Origin of the sequence: Xenorhabdus sp. PB30.3 (assembly GCF_963895965.1) — a bacterium.
Classification (GTDB): Bacteria; Pseudomonadota; Gammaproteobacteria; order Enterobacterales; family Enterobacteriaceae; genus Xenorhabdus; species Xenorhabdus stockiae.
The window spans coordinates 1-3,393 of record NZ_CAWQMW010000069.1 but is presented as its reverse complement, the minus strand read 5'-3'; the positions used below and the strand labels follow the sequence as shown (position 1 = coordinate 3,393).

Annotated in this window: 6 protein-coding genes; 3 read left to right on the top strand and 3 right to left on the bottom strand. The window is 35.0% G+C overall.

The genetic code is table 11. The annotated features are described in order from the left end of the window. Positions 1–122: 122 nt before the first annotated feature. From AACX38_RS05400 to AACX38_RS05390, 3 genes are all read right to left on the bottom strand, one after another. Positions 123–464: a hypothetical protein gene (locus AACX38_RS05400; RefSeq protein WP_228865849.1), complete on the bottom strand. Its 342-nt coding sequence runs from the start codon at positions 462–464 to the stop codon at positions 123–125. 287 nt (positions 465–751) lie between these two features. Further along, positions 752–1,471, bottom strand: coding sequence for a Thoeris anti-defense Tad2 family protein (locus AACX38_RS05395; protein WP_228865848.1), 720 nt, complete (start codon positions 1,469–1,471; stop codon positions 752–754). A 207-nt stretch (positions 1,472–1,678) separates the two neighbouring features. Continuing rightward, a complete protein-coding gene (locus tag AACX38_RS05390; protein WP_228865847.1) occupies positions 1,679–1,996 on the bottom strand; it encodes a hypothetical protein in 318 nt (105 codons plus the stop codon). Positions 1,997–2,176: 180 nt separating this feature from the next. Here AACX38_RS05390 and AACX38_RS05385 point away from each other — a divergent pair, with 180 nt between their 5' ends. From AACX38_RS05385 to AACX38_RS05375, 3 genes are all read left to right on the top strand, one after another. After that, positions 2,177–2,431 carry a hypothetical protein gene (locus AACX38_RS05385; RefSeq protein WP_228865846.1) on the top strand — a complete coding sequence of 85 codons (255 nt, stop codon included), beginning with the start codon at positions 2,177–2,179 and terminating at the stop codon, positions 2,429–2,431. Continuing rightward, positions 2,428–2,589 carry a host cell division inhibitor Icd-like protein gene (locus AACX38_RS05380; protein WP_228865845.1) on the top strand — a complete coding sequence of 54 codons (162 nt, stop codon included), beginning with the start codon at positions 2,428–2,430 and terminating at the stop codon, positions 2,587–2,589. Before AACX38_RS05385 ends, AACX38_RS05380 begins: the two co-directional genes overlap by 4 nt. Positions 2,590–2,821: 232 nt before the next feature. Beyond that, a complete protein-coding gene (locus AACX38_RS05375) occupies positions 2,822–3,175 on the top strand; it encodes a hypothetical protein (RefSeq protein WP_228865844.1) in 354 nt (117 codons plus the stop codon). The last annotated feature ends 218 nt before the right edge of the window (positions 3,176–3,393 follow it).

Here is a 3,393-nt window from a genome sequence, read left to right as displayed (position 1 = left end):
ATTATTAATATAAGACCTTAAATACCTTTCTATTAAGCTAGAGTCCGCAGAAGATCCCTTATATTCTAACATTACTATTTTTTTGAATTTTGATGAAAAATAAAAATACGCCGGCGTGCCTATTATATCCATTCCATTATTTTTTTACTAGATGCTCTCTGACCTAACACGTTATTTTTATTTATTGAAATGACTTTTTTTGCGTTGGCATCACTTGCCCCTAGCCATAAAAAAATAACATACTCTCCCTTTGAATTATCTAATTCTTTTATGTCATAACAATAAACATTTACATTTGTGCTAATTTCCATCTTAGTGTTAATAACATTTTTTCCACTTAAAAATTTACTTAAGGCAGTTATGAAAATTGAAACGCCTTCGTTTTGTTCTTTATGCTCCTTATAGTCATATAGCCCCATTTTCTTTATATCGTAAATTTTTAACTTACAGCGTTCCAGATCCATGTTTTCTCTCTCAAATTTTGTTTTCTGCATTTCATGCATTAAATTTTACAAAATAAATCTAATGCTCTATCTCATTAACGTCAACGAGATAATTAAATTAGCTTTGTTATTTTAACTCTTACAAATAAATATAATTATTAATAATAATCAGTAGTTATCATTACTAAATTTAAGATGCAGATAACAGGCATGACTCCTGTTAGAGATACCATCGCCATTTTGTTACAACAAGAGACAGAAAACAAAAAAAAGGCCGCATTAAGCAGCCTTGAATTCAGTACGTGGATTTATTTCCAGTTGAAACAAAAAGACAATGTATTACCTACGTTTTGTTTCAGTAGGTCGTTTAGTTGTTTTGCGTCACCATAATGATAGGTGAGATCAGAATCTGAGCTTGAGCCAAGACTATAAGTTGAACCACCAACTGTTACCTCAAAATTCTTACTCTTTAGGTCTAGTTGATTTTGGGTGTCAACTGCCAACTGCACCCATGGGAAAGTACCGGTAGTATCTTCAAATGAAAAGAACGTTAAGAGATTTCTAATGCCTACAGTGCTTTGAAGATTAGTCAAAGTGCCAAAAGGTGATGTAACTGAACCTATTATTATTCCCTTTGTGCTCTGATATCCCCAATGATGCTCACTACCATCAGGAGATTTTCCATCTCCTATTTTAAGATCAAAAAACAGCATACATTCAACTGGCCTTAGTTTTATCTTCACTAACTCCCAATCACAGGCTAGCATATCTTTCGGTTCAGGTACCCAAGTTGAAGGATTACCATTTGCATCTGATTGCTGAATATAGATGAGATTGCCAGAGTTATCGTATTCAGGGATAAGGTATACATTGGAAGCCCAACCACTACGGCCTACTGGCTTCTTTAAATACACTTGAATCATTGCCCAAGGAAAAGAACCGACAGGTGCTACGTTATCAACCTTAGCATTAAATTGATCGGGGTCGAATGAGCAGCTTTTATCATCCAGCTTATTAACATCAGACATAAACACCTCACTTTATTATTCGTTAAAGGTCATTTCATCCTACTGCTAACTAGCCAGTTAATATTACTGAGGTCAGGTTCTTATCTCAATTGAATAGCCTGTAACAGAATCAATACGCCTTAAAATAGGGTGGCGCATTATAAAGTTTATCTGTTAATCGAGTGCGTGATTCAGTGAGGTGTATATTTGAAGTTTGGTGCTGATAACTTATTTCCCGCTTGGCTTTGCTCTTCCAGTCCAATAGCGATCATGTTCTTCTGGTGTAGCGCCTTGGCTCTCAAAAGCATCACTCATTTTCAAGCCATCGGGTAAAAGTGCCCAAGCAACGTAAAAATAGCGGGGTTCAAACTCTTCGTCTATCCATCGATAGATGCCGTTATATTCTTTTTCATTCCAAAAATGAACATAACCGATATGCCAGCCATCGCAAGGATTTAAAACCAGTATCTCTTTGCCATCCATATCAAATGTAGGTTGCTCAGATGCAGGGCGAATAATTAAAGACTCTTTGACTGGTGCAGGCATTCATTCCCCCAGAAAGCAAAAAACCCCGCGAGTGCGAGGTCTGAAATTAATAAGCTGTGTGACATTGCTATCACTCTTATCACAATAGCAGCATTTTTACGTACGTAAAGCTATTTTTAGAAGTTACTGCATAATTGATGGGTACTAATACTCTGCGGTGCTAGAGGAATAAACTACAACATGAAGTTGGCTCAAAAATATAATTTCGTTGATTCATATTTAGCCAAGCATGGAAACAAAAAAATTACATCTCACTCCTTGAATAAAGGGTGCTTTAATAATGAAATTATATATTCACTGTATTCAAAAGATGGTGAATACATGGTGTTAGTGGATGTATTTATGGAGCTGAACGAAGCAAACCAAAAAGCGAAAGACATTATTTATAATCATCCAGAGATGGTTAACTACTTAATTCCAGCAGGCAAACCATGAAAACTTTTCTCTTCGCTGCAATTGAGCGCGCCAACACAGAGCAAACACGCCCTATATGCGTTAAAGCTCAGGCACTCAATGAACAAGAAGCAAAAAGGTTATTAGCTCCCGTATATGTAATCTATGGCTGGATGGGACAAATAGTTAATAAACAATAAGGACAATCAACATGAAAAAAAATATCAGTTGGGGATAAATATTACTTAGAGAGTACTATTGAAATTAATGCGGAAATGCATGTTTTATTAATACAAGCACTGAATCAATTAAAAAAACCATCGAGGATGATGATTACTTTATGTTGCGAGCAATAAAACGATTATCAATCCGTCAGTTTGAAGCTCTTAATGAATTAAACAATAACTTCGAATAAATATATCAGGGTGGAATATGTCAAACAAACTACAAACTGCCGTCGAAATTGCAGAAGAAATTGAATCATCTATATTCCCTGTAGTTACTGCAACTCAGAACGAAGCAGAACCGGATACTTATTTAATGTGTCGCGGAGTTCATCGACAGGCAATTAATTTAGCGCAACAATTAAGGGAGATAAATAAAGATTATTTCATGGAAGGTGAAATACATTCATGTCGTTATATGAGATTTGAATTAGAACCCGCTCATGTGGCTATCAATAAAGCAAGAGTATTTATTGATACACTTATTGAAAATGAGAGAAGCAAAATAAAAGCAGTCGAACTTACTATTTTATCCGATTTAGTATTGACTGCAATAAAATAAATAGAACGAATCAGAGGTGAATAATTATGACAACATTTAAACCCATAGAAATTGCCACTAGTGCTGAAATCATAATTGAACCACGCGAAATTTATGTTGTTCGTGGTGCTAAATAACTTTTCATAATAGTGGGACACTCGATTTACTTTATCTGAAAGAATCTATTTGCAGATTTTTTCAAGAATTTTTTCACATTACTGAGCAGTTGCCACATATAC